Annotated in this window: 22 protein-coding genes and 1 pseudogene; 16 read left to right on the forward strand and 7 right to left on the reverse strand. The window is 42.0% G+C overall.

What is annotated here, in order from left to right; genetic code table 11:
- Positions 1-95 precede the first annotated feature (95 nt).
- From racE to yidD, 9 genes are read left to right on the forward strand one after another with little or no spacing between them, the layout of a single operon-like run.
- On the forward strand, positions 96-890 hold the full coding sequence (gene racE / locus SK608_RS02070; protein WP_033676176.1) for a glutamate racemase: 795 nt from the start codon (positions 96-98) through the stop codon (positions 888-890).
- Complete coding sequence (locus SK608_RS02075) at positions 887-1,858, forward strand: nucleoside-triphosphate diphosphatase (RefSeq protein ID WP_033676178.1); 972 nt, start codon at positions 887-889, stop codon at positions 1,856-1,858. Before racE ends, SK608_RS02075 begins: the two co-directional genes overlap by 4 nt.
- Positions 1,834-2,355: a metallophosphoesterase gene (locus SK608_RS02080; protein ID WP_033676182.1), complete on the forward strand. Its 522-nt coding sequence runs from the start codon at positions 1,834-1,836 to the stop codon at positions 2,353-2,355. Before SK608_RS02075 ends, SK608_RS02080 begins: the two co-directional genes overlap by 25 nt.
- Positions 2,352-2,813: a cyclic-di-AMP-binding protein CbpB gene (gene cbpB, locus SK608_RS02085; RefSeq protein ID WP_004260968.1), complete on the forward strand. Its 462-nt coding sequence runs from the start codon at positions 2,352-2,354 to the stop codon at positions 2,811-2,813. Before SK608_RS02080 ends, cbpB begins: the two co-directional genes overlap by 4 nt.
- On the forward strand, positions 2,810-3,544 hold the full coding sequence (xerD, locus tag SK608_RS02090) for a site-specific tyrosine recombinase XerD (protein ID WP_284697442.1): 735 nt from the start codon (positions 2,810-2,812) through the stop codon (positions 3,542-3,544). The genes cbpB and xerD overlap by 4 nt, the downstream gene beginning before the upstream one ends.
- Positions 3,544-4,272, forward strand: coding sequence for a segregation/condensation protein A (locus SK608_RS02095; RefSeq protein WP_033676190.1), 729 nt, complete (start codon positions 3,544-3,546; stop codon positions 4,270-4,272). Before xerD ends, SK608_RS02095 begins: the two co-directional genes overlap by 1 nt.
- Positions 4,273-4,290: 18 nt before the next feature.
- On the forward strand, positions 4,291-4,860 hold the full coding sequence (gene scpB, locus SK608_RS02100) for an SMC-Scp complex subunit ScpB (protein WP_000105302.1): 570 nt from the start codon (positions 4,291-4,293) through the stop codon (positions 4,858-4,860).
- Positions 4,847-5,569 carry a pseudouridine synthase gene (locus SK608_RS02105; RefSeq protein WP_033676193.1) on the forward strand — a complete coding sequence of 241 codons (723 nt, stop codon included), beginning with the start codon at positions 4,847-4,849 and terminating at the stop codon, positions 5,567-5,569. The genes scpB and SK608_RS02105 overlap by 14 nt, the downstream gene beginning before the upstream one ends.
- Positions 5,569-5,811, forward strand: coding sequence for a membrane protein insertion efficiency factor YidD (gene yidD / locus SK608_RS02110; protein WP_033676195.1), 243 nt, complete (start codon positions 5,569-5,571; stop codon positions 5,809-5,811). The genes SK608_RS02105 and yidD overlap by 1 nt, the downstream gene beginning before the upstream one ends.
- Positions 5,812-5,842: 31 nt before the next feature.
- Here yidD and SK608_RS02115 read toward each other — a convergent pair whose 3' ends face one another.
- The 5 genes from SK608_RS02115 to galE all read right to left on the reverse strand — a co-directional run bounded on the left by SK608_RS02115 (position 5,843) and on the right by galE (position 10,700).
- Positions 5,843-6,808, reverse strand: coding sequence for a siderophore ABC transporter substrate-binding protein (locus SK608_RS02115; protein WP_033676197.1), 966 nt, complete (start codon positions 6,806-6,808; stop codon positions 5,843-5,845).
- Between the two features lie 95 nt (positions 6,809-6,903).
- Positions 6,904-7,656 carry an iron ABC transporter ATP-binding protein gene (locus SK608_RS02120; protein WP_033676199.1) on the reverse strand — a complete coding sequence of 251 codons (753 nt, stop codon included), beginning with the start codon at positions 7,654-7,656 and terminating at the stop codon, positions 6,904-6,906.
- A complete protein-coding gene (locus tag SK608_RS02125; RefSeq protein WP_033676201.1) occupies positions 7,653-8,609 on the reverse strand; it encodes an iron chelate uptake ABC transporter family permease subunit in 957 nt (318 codons plus the stop codon). The genes SK608_RS02120 and SK608_RS02125 overlap by 4 nt, the downstream gene beginning before the upstream one ends.
- Positions 8,599-9,558, reverse strand: a complete 960-nt coding sequence (locus SK608_RS02130; protein ID WP_033676204.1) for an ABC transporter permease — start codon at positions 9,556-9,558, stop codon at positions 8,599-8,601. Before SK608_RS02130 ends, SK608_RS02125 begins: the two co-directional genes overlap by 11 nt.
- A 143-nt stretch (positions 9,559-9,701) precedes the next feature.
- Positions 9,702-10,700: a UDP-glucose 4-epimerase GalE gene (gene galE / locus SK608_RS02135; RefSeq protein WP_033676206.1), complete on the reverse strand. Its 999-nt coding sequence runs from the start codon at positions 10,698-10,700 to the stop codon at positions 9,702-9,704.
- A 284-nt stretch (positions 10,701-10,984) separates the two neighbouring features.
- On the opposite strand from galE, the gene pepA reads away from it, so the two are divergent.
- Positions 10,985-12,049: a glutamyl aminopeptidase gene (pepA, locus tag SK608_RS02140; protein WP_033676208.1), complete on the forward strand. Its 1,065-nt coding sequence runs from the start codon at positions 10,985-10,987 to the stop codon at positions 12,047-12,049.
- A 21-nt stretch (positions 12,050-12,070) separates the two neighbouring features.
- The gene (locus tag SK608_RS02145; protein ID WP_033676210.1) at positions 12,071-12,367 is read left to right on the forward strand and encodes a bacteriocin immunity family protein; all 297 of its coding nucleotides are present in this window, start codon (positions 12,071-12,073) and stop codon (positions 12,365-12,367) included.
- 95 nt (positions 12,368-12,462) lie between these two features.
- Here the strand turns inward: SK608_RS02145 and SK608_RS02150 are convergent, their stop codons facing one another.
- A complete protein-coding gene (locus SK608_RS02150) occupies positions 12,463-14,094 on the reverse strand; it encodes a Na/Pi cotransporter family protein (protein ID WP_033676213.1) in 1,632 nt (543 codons plus the stop codon).
- Between the two features lie 89 nt (positions 14,095-14,183).
- Positions 14,184-14,378: pseudogene (locus SK608_RS11615) on the reverse strand (IS630 family transposase); the annotation flags it as partial.
- 259 nt (positions 14,379-14,637) lie between these two features.
- On the opposite strand from SK608_RS11615, the gene SK608_RS02155 reads away from it, so the two are divergent.
- From SK608_RS02155 to glnA, 5 genes are all read left to right on the forward strand, one after another.
- The gene (locus SK608_RS02155; protein ID WP_033676215.1) at positions 14,638-15,372 is read left to right on the forward strand and encodes a hypothetical protein; all 735 of its coding nucleotides are present in this window, start codon (positions 14,638-14,640) and stop codon (positions 15,370-15,372) included.
- Positions 15,373-15,705: 333 nt separating this feature from the next.
- Positions 15,706-16,905: a phosphoglycerate kinase gene (locus tag SK608_RS02160; protein ID WP_001096780.1), complete on the forward strand. Its 1,200-nt coding sequence runs from the start codon at positions 15,706-15,708 to the stop codon at positions 16,903-16,905.
- A 323-nt stretch (positions 16,906-17,228) separates the two neighbouring features.
- On the forward strand, positions 17,229-17,756 hold the full coding sequence (locus SK608_RS02165) for an FUSC family protein (RefSeq protein WP_000119915.1): 528 nt from the start codon (positions 17,229-17,231) through the stop codon (positions 17,754-17,756).
- Positions 17,757-17,832: 76 nt separating this feature from the next.
- A complete protein-coding gene (gene glnR / locus SK608_RS02170) occupies positions 17,833-18,189 on the forward strand; it encodes a transcriptional repressor GlnR (protein ID WP_000659548.1) in 357 nt (118 codons plus the stop codon).
- 36 nt (positions 18,190-18,225) lie between these two features.
- Complete coding sequence (gene glnA, locus SK608_RS02175; RefSeq protein WP_033676218.1) at positions 18,226-19,572, forward strand: type I glutamate--ammonia ligase; 1,347 nt, start codon at positions 18,226-18,228, stop codon at positions 19,570-19,572.
- The last annotated feature ends 65 nt before the right edge of the window (positions 19,573-19,637 follow it).

Here is a 19,637-nt window from a genome sequence, read left to right on the forward strand (position 1 = left end):
AGAGAGATAGTTGTTGATTAGGCTGTCATTCAGTTCATAAGGAACGGTAACCATAATGAACTATCAATCAGAAAAAAGACTAGAAAGAAGACTATATGGATAATCGACCGATTGGTTTTTTGGATTCGGGTGTCGGGGGCTTGACCGTTGTGCGCGAGCTCATGCGCCAGCTTCCCCATGAAGAAATCGTCTATATTGGAGATTCAGCGCGGGCGCCCTATGGTCCCCGTCCTGCTGAGCAAATTCGTGAATATACTTGGCAGTTGGTCAACTTTCTTTTGACCAAGGATGTCAAAATGATTGTCATTGCTTGTAATACTGCGACTGCGGTCGTCTGGGAAGAAATCAAGGCTCAACTAGATATTCCTGTCCTAGGTGTTATTTTGCCAGGAGCTTCAGCAGCCATCAAGTCCAGCCAAGGTGGGAAAATCGGAGTGATTGGAACGCCCGTGACGGTCCAATCTGACATTTATCGTCAGAAAATCAACGATCTGGATCCGGACTTACAGGTGGAGAGCTTGGCCTGTCCCAAGTTTGCTCCCTTGGTGGAGTCGGGTGCCCTGTCAACCAGTGTTACCAAGAAAGTGGTCTATGAAACCCTGCGTCCCTTGGTTGGAAAGGTGGATAGCCTGATTTTGGGCTGTACTCATTATCCACTCCTTCGCCCTATCATCCAAAATGTCATGGGGCCAAAGGTTCAGCTCATTGATAGTGGGGCAGAGTGCGTACGGGACATCTCAGTCTTGCTTAATTATTTTGAAATCAATCGTGGTCGCGATGCCGGACCACTCCATCACCGTTTTTACACAACAGCCAGCAGCCAAAGTTTTGCACAAATTGGTGAAGAATGGCTGGAAAAAGAGATTCATGTGGAGCATGTAGAATTATGACAAATAAAATTTATGAATACAAGGATGAACAGGACTGGTATGTCGGGTCCTATGGTATTTTTGGTGGCGTCCGGACGTTGACGGATGATGACTTGGATTTTCCTCTATTGGAGTTTGCCCAAAGATTTCGAGATGAGGATCGAGGTTTTCCTGTTTCTGTTACTGTTTTACGCTATGGTTCTCTCTACCGTTTATTGTCTTTTGTGGTAGATATCCTCAACCAAGAAATTGGACGAAATGTGGAAGTTATCCAACGTCAGGGGGCTTTGCTCTTGGTTGAAAATGGGCAACTCTTGCATGTAGAATTGCCTAAAGAAGGTGTTGATGTAGAAGCTTTCTTTGAGACAAACAAGGTCAGAGAAACCTTATTGATTGCGACTCGAAACGAAGGCAAGACCAAGGAATTCCGAGCTATCTTTGACAAGCTAGGCTACGATGTGGAAAATCTTAATGACTATCCTGACTTGCCTGAAGTAGCAGAAACAGGCATGACCTTCGAAGAAAATGCCCGTCTCAAGGCAGAAACTATTTCTCAATTAACAGGCAAGATGGTTCTGGCAGATGATTCTGGACTTAAAGTTGATGTCCTTGGTGGCTTGCCAGGTGTCTGGTCAGCTCGTTTCGCAGGTGTGGGAGCTACTGACCGTGAAAACAATGCCAAGCTCTTGCACGAATTGGCCATGGTCTTTGAACTCAAGGACCGCTCGGCTCAATTCCATACAACCCTAGTCGTAGCCAGTCCAAACAAGGAAAGTTTGGTTGTTGAAGCTGAATGGCCTGGCTACATTAACTTTGAACCCAAGGGTGAAAATGGCTTTGGCTATGACCCTCTCTTCCTTGTGGGAGAGACAGGCAAGTCCTCAGCTGAATTAACCCTTGAAGAAAAAAATAGCCAATCTCACCGCGCCTTAGCCGTTAAGAAACTTTTGGAGGTATTTCCATCATGGCAAAGCAAACCATCATTGTAATGAGCGATTCCCATGGCGATAGCTTGATTGTGGAAGAAATCCGTAATCGCTATGTAGGCAAAGTTGATGCCGTTTTTCATAACGGCGATTCTGAACTGCGTCCTGATTCTCCCCTTTGGGAAGGCATCCGTGTTGTTAAAGGGAATATGGACTTCTATGCAGGTTACCCAGAACGTTTGGTGACTGAGCTTGGTTCGACCAAGATTATCCAAACCCATGGTCACTTGTTTGACATCAATTTCAATTTTCAAAAGTTGGACTACTGGGCTCAGGAGGAAGAGGCTGATATCTGCCTCTATGGTCACTTGCATGTGCCAAGCGCTTGGATGGAAGGAAAGACTCTTTTTCTAAATCCAGGTTCTATCAGTCAACCACGTGGGACCATCAGAGAATGTCTCTATGCTCGTGTGGAGATTGATGACAGTTATTTCAAAGTGGACTTTTTGACACGAGACCATGAAGTGTATCCGGGCTTGTCCAAGGAGTTTAGCCGATGATTGCCAAGGAGTTTGAGACTTTCTTGTTGGGGCAGGAGGAAACTTTTTTGACCCCTGCTGAAAATCTGGCTGTGTTGATTGATACCCACAATGCAGACCACGCGACCCTCTTGCTCAGTCAGATGACCTATACCCGTGTTCCTGTTGTGACAGATGAAAAACAGTTTGTTGGGACGATTGGGCTCAGAGATATTATGGCTTATCAGATGGAGCATGACTTGAGTCAAGAAATCATGGCAGATACGGATATCGTTCATATGACGAGAACGGACGTAGCGGTCGTCTCGCCTGATTTTACTATTACGGAGGTCTTGCACAAGCTGGTAGATGAGTCTTTCTTGCCGGTTGTGGATGCGTCAGGGATTTTCCAAGGGATTATCACGCGCAAGTCTATCCTCAAGGCAGTCAATGCCCTCTTGCATGACTTTAGTAAGGAATATGAGATTCGATGCAAATGAGAGACAGGATTTCAGCCTTTATAGAAGAAAAGCAGGGTCTGTCTGCCAATTCCAAGCAGTCCTATAAGTATGATTTGGAGCAATTTTTAGACATTGTAGGCGAGCGGATTTCTGAGACTAGTCTCAAGATTTACCAAGCCCAGCTAGCCAATCTAAAAATCAGCGCCCAGAAGCGAAAGATTTCGGCCTGTAACCAATTTCTCTACTTTCTCTATCAAAAAGGAGAGGTGGACAGCTTTTACCGCTTAGAATTAGCTAAACAAGCTGAAAAGAAGACCGAAAAGCCAGAACTGTTAGACCTAGACTCTTTTTGGCAAGAAAGTGACTATTCAGAGGGTCGCTTGCTAGCGCTCTTAATCCTAGAAACGGGACTCTTGCCGAGTGAGATTTTAGCTCTCAAGGTTGCGGATATCAATCTGGACTTTCAAGTGTTGCGAATCAAGAAGGCTTCCCAACAGAGGATTGTCACCATTCCTACAACCTTGCTTTCAGAGTTGGAACCCTTGATGGGCCAGACCTATCTCTTTGAAAGGGCAGGGAAAGCCTATTCCCGTCAGTGGGCCTTCCGTCAGCTAGAGTCCTTTGTCAAGGAGAAAGGTTTCTCAACCTTATCCGCTCAAGCCTTGCGGGAACAGTTCATTCTACGACAAATTGAAAAGAAGGTCGATTTGTACGAAATTGCAAAAAAATTGGGATTAAAAACAGTCCTGACTTTAGAAAAATATAGATAATGGATATTAAATTAAAAGATTTTGAAGGGCCCCTGGACTTGCTCTTGCACCTGGTTTCTAAGTACCAGATGGATATCTACGATGTGCCCATTACGGAAGTCATCGAACAGTATCTAGCCTATGTCTCAACCCTGCAGGCCATGCGTCTGGAAGTGACGGGCGAGTACATGGTCATGGCCAGTCAGCTCATGCTGATCAAGAGCCGTAAGCTCTTGCCAAAGGTGGCAGAAGTGATAGACTTGGAGGATGACCTGGAGCAGGACCTTCTCTCTCAAATCGAAGAATACCGCAGGTTTAAGCTCTTGGGGGAGCGCTTGGAAGCCAAGCACCAAGAACGGGCCCAGTACTATTCCAAAGTACCGACAGAGTTGATTTACGAAGATGCGGAGCTTGTGCATGACAAGACGACCATTGACCTTTTTTTAGCTTTTTCAAATATCCTAGCCAAGAAAAAAGAGGAGTTTGCACAAAATCACACGACTATCTTGCGGGATGAGTATAAGATTGAGGATATGATGGTTATCGTGAAAGAGTCCTTGACTGGACGAGATCAATTGCGCTTGCAGGATTTGTTCAAGGAAACCCAGAATATCCAAGAGGTCATCACCCTCTTTTTGGCAACCCTAGAGTTAATCAAAACCCAGGAGCTGATCCTCGTGCAAGAGGAGAGTTTCGGAGATATCTATCTCATGGAAAAGAAAGAAGAAAGTCAAGTGGCCCAAAGCTAGACTTGATAGAGAGGAAAGATGAGTACTTTAGCAAAAATAGAAGCGCTCTTGTTTGTAGCGGGTGAAGATGGGATTAGAGTCCGCCAGTTAGCTGAACTCCTCTCTCTGCCACCGACAGGCATCCAACAGAGTTTAGAAAAATTAGCCCAGAAGTATGAAAAGGACCCAGATTCCAGCTTGGCTCTGATCGAGACAGGTGGTGCTTATAGATTGGTGACCAAGCCTCAATTTGCAGAGATTTTGAAGGAATACTCTAAGGCGCCTATCAACCAGAGTTTATCCCGGGCTGCCCTTGAGACCTTGTCCATCATTGCCTACAAGCAGCCTATCACACGGATAGAAATTGATGCCATCCGTGGGGTCAACTCGAGTGGGGCCTTGGCGAAGTTGCAGGCCTTTGACCTGATAAAGGAAGACGGGAAAAAAGAAGTGTTGGGGCGCCCCAACCTCTATGTGACTACAGATTATTTCCTAGATTACATGGGGATAAACCATTTAGAAGAATTACCAGTGATTGATGAGCTTGAGATTCAAGCCCAAGAAAGCCAATTATTTGGTGAAAGGATAGAAGAAGATGAGAATCAATAAGTATATTGCCCACGCAGGTGTGGCCAGTAGGAGAAAAGCAGAAGAGCTGATCAAGCAAGGCTTGGTGACGGTCAATGACCAAGTGGTGCGTGAACTAGCAACGACCATCAAGTCAGGTGACAAGGTTGAAGTTGAAGGCCAACCTATCTACAACGAAGAAAAGGTCTATTATCTACTTAACAAACCACGCGGTGTCATTTCCAGTGTGACAGATGACAAGGGCCGCAAGACGGTTGTCGACCTCTTGCCCAATGTGAAGGAACGCATCTACCCTGTAGGTCGTTTGGACTGGGATACATCAGGAGTTTTGATTTTGACCAATGATGGGGATTTTACGGATGAAATGATTCACCCTCGTAATGAGATTGACAAGGTTTATGTTGCGCGTGTTAAAGGTGTGGCCAATAAGGATAATCTCCGCCCCTTGACCCGTGGACTTGATATTGATGGCAAGAAAACCAAGCCAGCTGTTTATGAGATTCTCAAAGTGGATCCAGTCAAAAACCGCTCTGTGGTGCAGTTGACCATCCATGAAGGGCGTAACCACCAGGTTAAAAAGATGTTTGAAGCTGTCGGTCTCCAAGTGGACAAGTTGTCTCGGACTCGTTTCGGACATCTAGACTTGACAGGACTCCGTCCAGGAGAATCCCGTCGTCTTAATAAAAAAGAAATCAGCCAACTACACACCATGGCTGTAACCAAGAAATAATGAAACGAATTTTAATAGCACCTGTGCGCTTTTACCAACGTTTTATCTCACCAGCCTTTCCAGCCTCTTGTCGCTTTGAGCCGACTTGTTCAAACTATATGATTCAGGCTATTGAAAAACATGGCTTCAAGGGTGTTTTGATGGGCTTGGCTCGAATTTTACGTTGCCATCCCTGGGCGAAAACAGGTAAGGACCCCGTCCCAGACCACTTTTCCCTTAAACGGAATCAAGAAGAAAAATAACCCAGCATCACCTGATGTTGGGTTTTCTTGCTTATTTCAAGGCTTTTTGTGCGTCTTCAATCATAAGTTTGGTTGATTCAAGTCCACCTCCGCTTAGATACCAGAGGTCTGGTGTTAGTTGGATAATCTTACCATTTTTAGCGGCAGGTGTTTCAGCGATAAGGGCATTTTCTAGGACGCCATCGTTGCTTGAGTTGTCCCCGCCGATGGCAAGGGTACGATTGATGACAAAGAGGATGTCAGGATTGATTTCTTTGACACTTTCAAAGCTGACTTCTTGTCCGTGGCGTGACTCTTCAAATTGAGTATCAGTTGGCTTGAATTTCAAGGTTTGGTATAAGAAAGAGAAACGAGATTGGGCACCAAAGGCAGCCATTTTTCCTTCGTTGAGGAGGATAGCAAGGGCTTTTTTGTCAGAACTTTCGTTTTTAGTAGCGACTTCTTGGATGCTCTTGTCTAGCTTGGCCAATTCTTCCTTGGCTTTCTGTGTACCAGTTTCACCAAAGGCGTTTGCTAAAGATTCGATATTAGTCTTGGTAGAAGTCCAGTAGTCATCTTTGCCTGCTTGGAAGAGAACAGTCGGAGCGATTTCGTTGAACTTATCTACGAATTTTTGGGTACGTGGTGAAGCGATAATTAGGTCTGGTTCAAGAGCAGCAAGGGCTTCTAGGTCTGGCTCAACCATAGAACCAACATTGTTAACTTTTCCAGCTAAGTCTTTAAGATAAGTCGGAACAGTTTTTGTAGGCATTCCAACGATATTTTTTTCAAGTCCTAGAGCACGAATAGTATCCGCAGCACCAAGGTCAAAGGTAACAATCTTTTCAGGGACTTTTGAAAGTGTGACTACACCTAGTGAACTTTTAATGGTTACCTCTGTTGGAGCAGAGCTGCTTGTTTCCGTCTTACTAGTGCTTGAGTTTGTACTACATGCACCAAGTAGGAGCAAGAAGCTGGCCGCTAGGGCAGTGAGATAAAATTTAAGGGATGTTTTCATGATTTCTCCTTTTTAAAATATGATAACGATGTAGGGAGTCTCTAGGTTTTATTGACTAAGAGACTGAAAGTTCTCTAACTTGAGCTTCTATGTTACTAGCTATAGATACAGATCTTTTTGCCATTGATATCAGCTAGCGTGATGGGAATCTCATAGAGTTGACTGAGCAGGTCAGACTGCATGATTTGATTGGTTGTTCCCTTGCTAAAGACTTGACCGTCCTTGAAGGCGACAATTTCATCTGCATACTGACTGGCCATGTTGATATCGTGGAGGACGATGATAATGGTCTTTCCGAGTTCTTCCACCAGTCGCTTGAGAATCTGCATCATGCTAACGCTTTGTTTGATGTCGAGATTGTTGAGTGGTTCGTCCAGCAAGATAAAGTCTGTATCCTGGGCCAGTACCATAGCGATAAAGACTCGCTGGAGTTGTCCCCCAGACAGGCTGTCGATGTAGCGGTCTTTTAAGTTGGTTAGTTCCAGATAGTCCAGAGTTTCTCGGATTTTTTCCCAATCTTCTGGTCTCAGTCGACCTCGGCTGTAGGGAAAACGTCCAAAACTGACCAGTTCTTCCACCGTCAATTTGGCTTGGTAATTGATTTTCTGCTTTAGGATAGTCAGTTCTTGAGCCAGTTCTTGCGAATTCCAACTCTCAATTTCACGGCCTTTGATACTGAGAATTCCCTGATCTTTCTTGGTCAGTCTGCTCATGATGGAGAGGAGAGTCGATTTTCCAGCACCATTTGGACCAATGAAGGCTGTCAGTTTCTGAGGACTGACTTCAAGCGAAATGCCTTGCAAAATATCCTGTTTTTGAATGGATTTGTCAATGTTTTTCAGTTTCACCGACGCGCCCTCCTGTAGAGTAAAATAAAGAATAAGAAGCCACCCACGCTCTCGATGATCATGCTGATGCGAATTTCTAGTGTAAAGACTCGTTCAATCAAGGCTTGCCCCAAGGTTAAGCTAATAAATCCAACCAGAATGGCTACGATAAAGAGTAACTTGTGCCGATAATCTTTGACAATCAGGTAAGTTAGATTAGCCAGCATAAAGCCGAAGAAGGCCATAGGTCCTACCAAGGCAGTGGCCGTTGAGGTCAAAAGCACGATACCCCAGAGGAGCTCTTTCTGTTCTTTTTCAACATTGAGTCCCAATATTTGAGCCGTTTCTCTTTGTAGGTGCAAGACATCCAGAATGACTGCTTTCCGAAAGAAAAAGATGGTCAAAGCAAGGATAATCAGAGAGCCGATGGCTAGGATGGAAGTATTGAGATGCTGAAAGGAAGCAAAGAGACTGTTCTGCAATTTATCGTATTCATTTGGATCCATCAAGACCTGAAGGAAGGTACTGATATTTCGAAAGAGACTTCCGAGGGCTAGACAGATTAGCAGGATGAAGACCAGATTTTGTTTCATCAGTGTCTTCAAGTAGCCTTGTAAGGCGAGAAAGAAGAGGGATTGAAGCAGAAGCAAGATTAGGAATTCTAAGATAGGAGACTTCCCAAGTTGAAGAAACTTGCTTTCAAAAACCAGTAGCAGAGTTTGTAGTAGGACGTAGAAGGATTCGATTCCCAAAATACTTGGCGTCAGGAAGCGATTTTCCGTTAGGGTTTGAAAACTAATGGTCGAAATCCCTGTCGCGATGGCTACCAAGAGATAAACGATAACCTTTTGGGAACGCAACTTCCAAGCAAAGGCTGACAGGTGAGTAATGGGCCAAAAGTAGAGGAGACAAGCTCCGATGGCAAGAATAATGAGAATCCAGAAGAGCTTAGTATGTTTACTTTTAAACTGCATCTTTTCGTCCCCCTCTCCAGAGAAGTAGGATAAAGACGAGGCTGCCGATGATTCCTAGCAAGAGACTGACAGACAGCTCATAGGGCCTAATTAGAACTCGGGATAGGATATCGCAAGCCAGAACTAGATTGGCTCCAACCAGTGCGACGATGAGCTTGGTTTGGCTCATATTATCTCCGTAGCGCTTGCGAACAAGATTGGGAACGATAACTCCGAGAAAAGGCAAGCCACCCACGGTAATCATGGTGACACTAGTCGTTAGCGCAACCAGAAAGAGAGCCAGTTTTTCAAGTAGGGAGTAGGAAACCCCCAAACTCTCACTGGCTTCCTTGCCCAGATTCATGATGGTAAAGGTTTGGGATAATTTCCAAACGGCTATCAGGATGATGAGGCCTAAGAAGAGCCATTCATACTGATGGGTCTGAATCATGGAGAAGGAGCCCTGGGTCCAGGCAGTCATACTCTGAACCAGATTGAAACGGTAGGCGATAACTTCTGTCACAGAACCGATAATCCCGCTATAGATGATCCCAATCAGAGGCAACATCCACCTTTCCTTTACAGTAAAAATGGTCATAAAGGCTAGGAAGAAGAGGGTGAATACGATGGATGAAACAAAAGCGAAGAGCATCTTTTGGGTCAGACTAGCCGACGGAAAGACAAAGAGACTCAATACCATTCCCAGTTTGGCGGCTTCAGTGGTTCCAACTGTACTCGGAGCAGCAAACTGATTTTGAGTGATAGTCTGCATGAGAAGTCCTGCCATACTCATACTAGAGGCCGTCAGGAGAATACTGATGGTTCTTGGAAGACGGGACTCTTGAAAGAGAAGCCAAGTTTCATGATCCAGAGCAAAGAGTTTTCCCCATGAAAAATCACTGGTTCCAATGCTAATGGAGAGAAAGACCAGGAGTAGAAGTAAGCCAATTAAATAATGAGAAAGTTTCATGCCCTGTCCTTTCATGTAGATTTGGTATCGAAAGATACCTGCGGATATTACTGTAACACGATTTATTTAATCTGTCAATAAATTTTCTGACAATTTAATGAATAAAACAAGGAGAGAGCACTAGGACTTTCTCCTCTGTTTTCTTATTCCAAAATATTTTTCCCCTCTTTCACACGCCAACGATAGTCTGATAAAATAATATCTTCGAGGGAGTAGCTAGCTTGCCAGTCAAGATATTGTTTAGCTTTTGATGCATCTGCTAGGACGCTGGCTGGGTCACCAGCGCGTCGAGCAACAATTTCGTGTGGGATTTTTTGATCCAGTAATTCTTCAGCAGTTTTAAAGATTTCTTTGACGGTATAGCCTTTTTCAGTTCCTAAATTAAAGATTTGAGAAGAACTATTTTCTTGAAATAGATAATTCATCCCTTTCACGTGAGCCTGTGCAAGGTCCAAGACATGAATGTAATCTCGAATACATGAACCGTCACGTGTATCGTAGTCATCTCCAAATATTTTTAGGCTATCATTTTGTCCCAATGCGGTCTTGTTGATATTTGGAATGATATGAGTTGGATTTTTCACGCGCAGACCGTTTGAAGCATCCATTTCAGCCCCAGCAACATTAAAGTAACGGAAAATGACATATTTCCAATCGTAGCGATTGGCCATCCAGTAAATCATTCGTTCACCCATCAGTTTTGTTTCTGCATAAGGGTTGACAGGGTCGAGCAGGGTATCTTCAGTTGCTGGCTTGTCAATACAGTTATTACCATAGAGGGAAGCAGTCGAAGAGAACATGATTTTTTGAATGCCAACTTCAGATAAGACTTTGAGAACTTGGTTCATACCAGCAACATTGGCAGTGAAGTATTTGCTTGGGTTTTCAATGCTTTCGCTCACAACAATTTCACCTGCACAATGAAGAACAGCATCAATCTGATTTTCTTCCAAATAAGTTTTTAAGGCGCTAGCATCATAAACATCCAGTTGTTTAAAGCTAGCACGACTATCCACAGCCGCTCGATTTCCTGTAGAGAGATTATCGAGGACATGTACCTGATAGCCAGAATTTAAAAGAGCTTTAACGGTATGGGAGCCAATGTAGCCAGCCCCACCTGTGACAAGAATTGTTTTGGTCATGATTTTTTCCTTTTCCTAGTTTTGTACTATTTTAAAGAAAGAAGAAGGCAAAGTCAACCATTTTCTGGAAATTTCATGAAAAATATAGCATTGGATTGTTTTTTGTTTGTGAATTAATAGTTTGGTTGGTCTTGGAATAGTTCTTAGATTTCACCTCACATGCAAGAAAATACAATCTTTTTCTAAGATACAGTAAGACTAAGATACTAATTTAGAAATCCACCTTCCCGCTATCCTTCTCCTATAAAAAGTGGTAAAATGGATGAAAGAAAGAAGGAACTGAAATGACAACATTATTTTCAAAAATCAAAGAAGTAATAGAACTTGCTGCGATCTCAGGTCATGAAGCACCTGTCCGTGCTTATCTTCGTGAAAAGTTAACACCGCACGTGGATGAAGTGGTGACAGATGGCTTGGGTGGTATTTTCGGAATTAAACATTCAGAAGCTGCAGATGCACCGCGCGTCTTGGTTGCTTCTCACATGGATGAAGTTGGTTTTATGGTCAGCGAAATCAAGCCAGACGGTACCTTCCGTGTCGTTGAGATTGGCGGTTGGAATCCTATGGTGGTTAGTAGCCAGCGCTTTAAACTCTTTACTCGTGATGGTCGTGAAATTCCAGTGATTTCAGGCTCTGTTCCGCCACATTTGACTCGCGGAAAGGGTGGACCAACCATGCCAGCCATTGCAGATATCGTCTTTGATGGTGGTTTTGCGGACAAGGCTGAGGCAGAAAGTTTTGGCATCCGTCCTGGTGACACTATTGTCCCAGATAGTTCTGCAATCTTGACAGCCAATGAAAAAAATATCATCTCAAAAGCTTGGGACAATCGCTACGGTGTTCTCATGGTGAGCGAGTTGGCGGAAGCTCTGTCAGGTCAAAAACTCGGCAATGAACTCTATCTTGGCTCTAACGTCCAAGAAGAAGTTGGTCTGCGTGGTGCTCATACATCTACAACCAAGTTTGACCCAGAAGTTTTCCTAGCAGTTGACTGCTCACCTGCTGGTGATGTCTACGGTGGTCAAGGCAAGATTGGAGATGGAACCTTGATTCGTTTCTACGACCCAGGTCACTTGCTTCTCCCAGGGATGAAGGATTTCCTTTTGACAACGGCTGAAGAAGCTGGTATCAAGTACCAGTATTACTGTGGTAAAGGCGGAACAGACGCTGGCGCAGCTCATCTGAAAAATGGTGGTGTCCCATCTACAACAATCGGTGTTTGCGCTCGTTATATCCATTCTCATCAAACCCTCTACGCTATGGATGACTTCTTAGAAGCGCAAGCTTTCTTGCAAGCCTTGGTGAAAAAATTGGATCGTTCAACGGTTGATTTGATTAAACATTATTAAACCATAAGGGAGGTGGTAGGGATGGTAGAACCAAACCTAGAAAGCCTTATAAAAGATCTTTACAATCATGCTCGACATGATTTGAGTGAAGATTTAGTTGCTGCTCTCTTAGAGACTGCTAAAAAACTACCTGCTACAAATGAGCAATTGCTGGCAGTTCGTCTCTCAGGCCTGGTCAATCGTGAATTGCTCAAGAATCCCAGACATCCGGCACCTGAGTTGCTCAACTTGGCTCGCTTTATCAAAAGAGAAGAAGCCAAGTACAGAGGAACCGCAGCTTCTGCACTTATGTACGGGGAGCTCTTTAAAATGCTTTGATTCCATTGTGGATCAAAGTATTTTTTATATGGTAGAAAAGCAATTCTTGATGAGGAGAAGAAAAAGCCATCCCATTCAGGATAGCTTCTTAGTACTTAGATTTGTTCAGCAATGACCTTTTCAGCTAAATTCATAGCATGGTCTGATACACGAGTGTAGTGGGAAACAATATCGATAAAGTTGACCCCAGCTTGCGTTGAACACTCGCCCTTGTTGAGACGCTTGATGTGGGTCTTTCTGAGAACACGTTCCATATTGTTGATTTCTTTATGGCGTTCAATCAGACTTTGAGCTTTTTCAATATCATTGTTTTCCACGCTGTCAAGGGCATCCTTGATAAAGCCAGTGGTCTTTTGATAGATATCAGCTAATTCCTGCAAAGCAGCTTCAGAGAACTCAACATTTTTACGTTGAAGATAGTCGGTCAGATTGATTAGCGCTTCTGCATGGTCCCCAATCCGTTCCAAATCACGGGATGAATCCAGGATGTTGGTCAGCACTTCACTTTCTTTCTGGCTAAGGGCTTCACTTGAAAGGGTAATAAGGTAACGAGTCAATTTTTCATCAATGGTATTGATGGCTTCTTCTGTCTTGTGACCTTTTTCAGCAACCTTTTCATTAAGGTCAATGATGTAGTTGTATGAAAGGTCAAAGGCTTTAGAAGCATAATTTCCCAAGTGAAGGAGTTCTTTTTTGGCATTTCCGAGAGCGATTGATGGAGCTTGTTTAATCAAATGCTCATCAAGATAAAGTGGCTCGTACTTGACAACTTCATCTTCACCAGGGATGAGCTTAGTTACAAAGTAAGCCAAGGCTCCGATGAATGGAAATTGTACAATGGTGTTACTTACGTTAAAGGCACCGTGCGAGAAGGCGATGGTCATCTCAGGTGAGAGGTGAAGGAGTGCCTGGAAGTACTCAATCATAGATGTAAATGGACCTAATAAGATTAAGCAAAGAATAGTCCCTAAAACGTTAAAGGTAACGTGGGTTGCAGCAACGCGTTTCGCAGAGACATTGGCTCCAGCTGCCGCGATGATAACTGTTAGGGTTGTCCCGATATTATCCCCGAAGAGAACTGGTAGCGAACCTTTAAGGTCAAGGAATCCACCTGCATAGAGACCTTGCAAAATCCCGATTGTCGCAGAAGAAGCTTGGATGAGAACGGTAATCACTGCACCGGCAAAAACTCCTAATACAGGATTTTGTCCCAAGGTTACCATATATTCCTTGAATTGTGGTAAATCTTTAAGAGGACTCATACCGGCACTGATGAGGTTGAGGGCGTAGAAGATTCCCCCTACACCAAACAGGATGCGCCCGATATTGTTTGCTGTTCTATTTTTGGTAAAGAAGAGGAACATGGTTCCAAGGAAAATCAGGGGTAAAGCATACTCACCAAGCTTGAAACCGATGATAAAGGAAGTAACTGTGGTTCCGATGTTGGCTCCCATGATAATTCCGATAGCCTGTCTAAGAGTGAGAAGACTAGCACTGACCAGTCCAACCGTGATAACTGTAACACCTGTACTTGACTGAATCAGGGCAGTAACGACAATTCCGACTAGAACACCTAAAAATGGATTGCTAGTGTACTTGTCAATGTAAAAACGAAGGCGATCTCCAGCAGCTTGTTGCAAACCGTCTCCCATGGTCTTGATACTATATAAGAATAGTCCCAGACCACCTAAAAAGTGAAATAAAATTTCCTGCCAATTAATGGACATTTCTTTTTCCTCCGAAAAATAATAACGGAATTTCTCCTATTCTATTTTAAAGGATAAAAGTAAATCTAACAAGTGTTTAGATGAAATTTTAGAAAGAAAATTTGGCATTTTTTAAAATTCCTCCAAACAGTTGTTTTAGTGCAATCTAGCAGATTCATGATTTTCTTATAACTCTTTTCTTTTGAGCGGAAATAAATAATCTGTAGACGTTTGTGATATTTGGTATACGATGAATCTCTTATGAGTTTTTCAATTTTTTGTATTTCTTCATTTGTAAGTTTCATAACTACTATTATAAGATGTTTTTTTTGATTTTAATCTAGTATTAATAGTATCTTTCTTGCTTTAGAAAAAGTTATGAAAGACTTTGAATTCATTAATTCTAATAAAACTTTATCACAAGATTTATTGACGATTAATAATGTAAATTATATAATCTATCTAGGACGCTATTTAAATATAATAACATTTTTATAATTTCATTTACGAATCACAGAGATTTTTTTCTTTTAAAATAGAACATGACATAGGAGAATGCATATTATGGCAAATTATATTATGTTACATCAAAATAGAATTGAAGTAAAAATTGATGATACTAGTGTATACTGTGATAATTTTAAAGGGAATCAAGATCCATATGTTTGGAGCGAAAGATTTTTGAATACATTTTGTAAAACCAATCAAATCAAAGCATCTCAACTTAAAAAGGGAGATACGTTATTTTGGTTTACCAGACAAGGAACTCCATCAGATGATAAGTGGTTTGTTGACTTAGTATTTATTGTAGATGAGATAATCTATTGGGAAAAAAGTAACAGTGATAAAGTGGAAAAAGTAGCGGATAACCCTTTTGAACACTATAATGATGTTAAGCTTTCAACAGTAAAATATGATCAATTTTCTTATGAAGATCATTATCAGTGGGCAAAAAATGATCATCCTAAAGCAAGTAGTAGACCAAAGAGACGATATACTATAGTTGCTTCAAAGGAGAGTTACCAACCACAAACTGAAAATAAAAAATTAATAGAAATAAACAAAAATTGTATCCTTGATATGTTTAATCATTCACCACGTGGTGGGGGTGGGTTCAGGTGTAAAGAAATTACCGATGAGCAAGTAGAGGATATTGAAAATTTTATACTTGCCAACAAGAAGATAGAATTGAAAGGAACTGATCTTTTTAAATTAAGGAGTAATAGTAAAAAGTGGGAGAGTATGAAGTGGAGATGTGAGAGATGGAAGAGAAAAAAGTGGGAGAGTAAGAAAGATTAGATAATAAAATTTGAACGGAACGACTCTTTAAAAGTTCAAGAAAGTAGGCTGAAAATGAATTAGATGCTAGTTTTTTGTATGGCTAAAACAATGTTTTTAAAACTAGTTATTAAATTTGATTAAATGAATTATACAATCCTAAATGGGATTATAGTTTTTACCTTGTTCTACTATTTTTAGGAAAGGAAATAGAGTTTGCTAAGATAAAGTCTACAGGTAGATGAGTCAATTTTTACAGTGGTAAAAGAACAAGAAAAGTTTAGGGTTTTTCTATCTCTTTTGCTGATTTTGTGATATAATTAACACGTATAAAAAAAGAAGGAGTCATATCTAATGGCAAAATTGACTGTTAAAGACGTTGAATTGAAAGGGAAAAAAGTTCTCGTTCGTGTTGACTTCAACGTACCTGTAAAAGATGGCGTGATTACCAACGACAACCGTATCACTGCAGCTCTTCCAACTATCAAGTACATCCTTGAACAAGGTGGACGTGCTATCCTCTTCTCTCACCTTGGTCGTGTAAAAGAAGAAGCAGACAAAGCTGGTAAATCACTTGCTCCTGTAGCTGCTGACTTGGCTGCTAAGTTGGGACAAGAAGTTAAATTTATCCCAGGTGTCACTCGTGGTGCTGAATTGGAAGCAGCAATCAACGCTCTTGAAGATGGACAAGTTCTCTTGGTTGAAAACACTCGTTATGAAGATGTTGACGGCAAGAAAGAATCTAAAAACGATCCTGAACTTGGTAAATACTGGGCATCACTTGGAGATGGTATCTTCGTAAACGATGCATTCGGTACAGCTCACCGTGCACACGCATCTAACGTTGGTATCTCAGCAAACGTTGAAAAAGCAGTTGCTGGTTTCCTTCTTGAAAACGAAATTGCCTATATCCAAGAAGCAGTTGAAACTCCAGAACGTCCATTCGTAGCGATCCTTGGTGGTTCAAAAGTTTCAGACAAGATCGGTGTTATCGAAAACTTGCTTGAAAAAGCTGATAAAGTCCTTATCGGTGGTGGTATGACTTACACATTCTACAAAGCACAAGGTATCGAAATTGGTAACTCACTTGTAGAAGAAGACAAATTGGATGTTGCAAAAGCTCTTCTTGAAAAAGCAAACGGTAAATTGATCTTGCCAGTTGACTCAAAAGAAGCTAACGCATTTGCTGGTTACACTGAAGTGCGTGACACTGAAGGTGAAGCAGTTTCTGAAGGCTTCCTTGGTCTTGACATCGGTCCAAAATCTATCGCTAAATTTGACGAAGCTTTGACTGGTGCCAAAACAGTTGTATGGAACGGACCTATGGGTGTATTTGAAAACCCAGACTTCCAAGCTGGTACAATTGGTGTGATGGACGCTATCGTGAAACAACCAGGAGTTAAATCAATCATTGGTGGTGGTGACTCAGCTGCCGCAGCGATCAACCTTGGTCGCGCAGACAAATTCTCATGGATTAGTACGGGTGGTGGAGCATCAATGGAACTTCTCGAAGGTAAAGTATTGCCAGGTTTGGCTGCACTTACAGAAAAATAATTTCAGCCCGTTAGTCTCTACAAAATCCTGATTTTGTAGAAAAAGGAACAAAACTGAAACGTTAACAAAAAGGTGGCTATGTCACCTTTTTGTGTTAGTGTAGGTATTTGTGACGCGGTGGTGGAGCATCAATGGAACTTCTTGAAGGTAAAGTTCTTCCAGGACTTGCAGCCTTGACAGAAAAATAAGATTTTATAAACAAGTCAAAGAAGAGAGGGATGAAAGTTCCTCTTTTCTTTTGCTTAAAATAAAAACGCTTCCTCTCAACTATTACTCATAAAAATCACCGATTTATGATAAAATGGAAATAGAAAGTTGAGATTATGAGTTATTTTAAAAAATATAAATTCGATAAATCCCAGTTCAAACTTGGTATGCGAACCTTTAAAACAGGTATTGCTGTTTTTCTAGTTCTCTTGATTTTTGGCTTTTTTGGTTGGAAAGGCCTTCAAATCGGTGCTTTGACAGCTGTTTTTAGCCTGAGGGAGAGTTTTGATAAGAGTGTCCATTTTGGGACTTCGCGTATTCTAGGAAATAGTATCGGTGGCCTCTATGCCCTGGTCTTCTTCCTATTAAATACCTTTTTCCACGAAGCCTTTTGGGTAACCTTAGTAGTTGTTCCAATATGCACCATGTTAACCATTATGACAAATGTAGCCATGAATAACAAAGCAGGGGTTATTGGTGGTGTAGCAGCCATGTTAATCATTACCCTATCGATTCCGAGTGGAGAGACAATTTTGTACGTATTTGCGCGTGTATCAGAAACTTTCATGGGAGTTTTTGTCGCAATTCTCGTAAATTACGATATTGATCGTATTCGGCTCTTTTTAGAGAAAAAAGAAAAATAATGTTACATTTTATAACATTATCAATTGACGTTTGTCTTTTTTTAGACTATAATAGACAGAAAGAAGGAAATTGTAAATGAAGGAAAAAGAATTTCGCCGAAATATGGCTGTTTTTCCTATCGGCAGTGTTATGAAGTTGACCGATCTATCGGCGCGTCAGATTCGTTATTATGAAGATCAAGAGTTGATTAAGCCTGATCGAAACGAAGGGAACCGTCGCATGTATTCCTTGAATGACATGGATCGTCTGCTTGAAATCAAAGATTATATCTCTGAAGGTTATAATATCGCTGCCATTAAGAAAAAATATGCTGAACGTGAAGCGAAATCCAAGAAAGCGGTTAGTCAGACTGAAGTACGTCGTGCACTTCACAATGAACTCCTCCAACAGGGTCGCTTTGCTTCAGTACGGTCACCTTTTGGTCGCGGTTAGGCAACCGCAAGTAGTCATACATTAAGGAGAAAACTCATGCCAATCACAGCTGCAGATATTCGTCGTGAAGTCAAGGAAAAAAATGTTACCTTTATTCGTCTCATGTTTTCAGATATTTTGGGAACCATGAAAAACGTCGAAATTCCTGCTACAGATGAACAGTTAGATAAGGTCTTGTCAAACAAGGCTATGTTTGATGGATCTTCTATCGAAGGTTTTGTACGTATCAATGAGTCGGATATGTACTTGTACCCAGACTTGGATACATGGACAGTCTTCCCGTGGGGAGATGAAAATGGAAGTGTTGCAGGTTTGATCTGTGATGTCTATACAACAGAAGGTGAACCATTTGCAGGTGACCCTCGTGGCAATTTGAAACGTGCTCTTCATCACATGGAAGAAGTAGGATTCAAGTCCTTCAACCTTGGGCCAGAGCCAGAATTCTTCCTATTTAAGTTGGATGAAAATGGAGATCCAACACTTGAAGTGAATGACAAGGGTGGCTACTTTGATTTGGCGCCTACTGACCTTGCGGACAATACACGCCGTGAGATTGTCAATGTCTTGACCAAAATGGGATTTGAAGTAGAAGCCAGTCACCACGAGGTTGCGGTTGGACAGCATGAGATTGACTTCAAGTACGATGAAGTTCTCCGTGCTTGTGATAAGATTCAAATCTTCAAACTTGTTGTTAAAACCATTGCTCGCAAACATGGTCTTTACGCAACCTTTATGGCCAAACCAAAATTTGGTATTGCTGGATCAGGTATGCACTGTAATATGTCCTTGTTTGATGCAGAAGGAAACAATGCCTTCTTTGATCCAAATGATCCAAAAGGAATGCAGTTGTCAGAAACTGCCTACCATTTCCTTGGTGGTTTGATCAAACATGCATACAACTATACTGCTATCATGAACCCAACGGTTAACTCATACAAACGTTTGGTTCCAGGTTATGAAGCGCCTGTTTATATTGCTTGGGCTGGTCGTAACCGTTCGCCACTTGTGCGCGTGCCTGCTTCACGTGGTATGGGAACTCGTCTTGAGTTGCGTTCAGTGGATCCAATGGCGAACCCTTACATCGCTATGGCTGTTCTTTTGGAAGTTGGTTTGCATGGTATTGAAAATAAAATCGAAGCACCAGCTCCTATCGAAGAAAATATCTACATCATGACAGCAGAAGAGCGTAAGGAAGCTGGTATTACAGACCTTCCATCAACCCTTCACAACGCTTTGAAGGCTTTGACTGAAGATGAAGTTGTCAGAGCGGCTCTTGGAGAACATATCTATACTAGTTTCCTTGAAGCCAAGCGAATCGAATGGGCAAGTTATGCAACCTTTGTTTCACAATGGGAAATTGATAATTATTTAGATCTTTACTAATACTAATATAGAAGAAAGATTGCCTGAGGGTGGTCTTTTTTCTTGTATTTTATATCGAGGTGTGA

Origin of the sequence: Streptococcus mitis subsp. hohhotensis, from assembly GCF_000722775.1 — a bacterium.
Taxonomy (GTDB): Bacteria; Bacillota; Bacilli; order Lactobacillales; family Streptococcaceae; genus Streptococcus; species Streptococcus carlssonii.